The 215-nt window shown below is 49.8% G+C and carries 1 pseudogene; it reads left to right on the top strand.

Going from position 1 to position 215, the window contains the following annotated elements:
- Positions 1-215, top strand: a pseudogene (locus EAE89_RS23935) (hypothetical protein); the annotation flags it as partial.

Here is a 215-nt window from a genome sequence, read left to right as displayed (position 1 = left end):
TGGGGTAAAAAGGTCTGAGCCAGAACGAACTGGAGCAAATACACCACTAACTCGTCTTGAGAGTCCTCAATCAGCATTCAACGATCCGTGTGAGATGAGGATCTTACGGCGACTGGCAGAACAGGCCCCGTGGTATGAGGAGGTACTGGTGACAATAGCACAAAGATTGGAACATAAAGCACGTCAAGAAGGACGTCAAGAAGGGCGTCAGGAAG

This window comes from Photorhabdus heterorhabditis (assembly GCF_018448905.1).
Lineage (GTDB): Bacteria > Pseudomonadota > Gammaproteobacteria > Enterobacterales > Enterobacteriaceae > Photorhabdus > Photorhabdus heterorhabditis.
The sequence above is the reverse complement of the archived record's forward strand: the minus strand, read 5'-3'. Positions and strand labels throughout refer to the sequence as shown.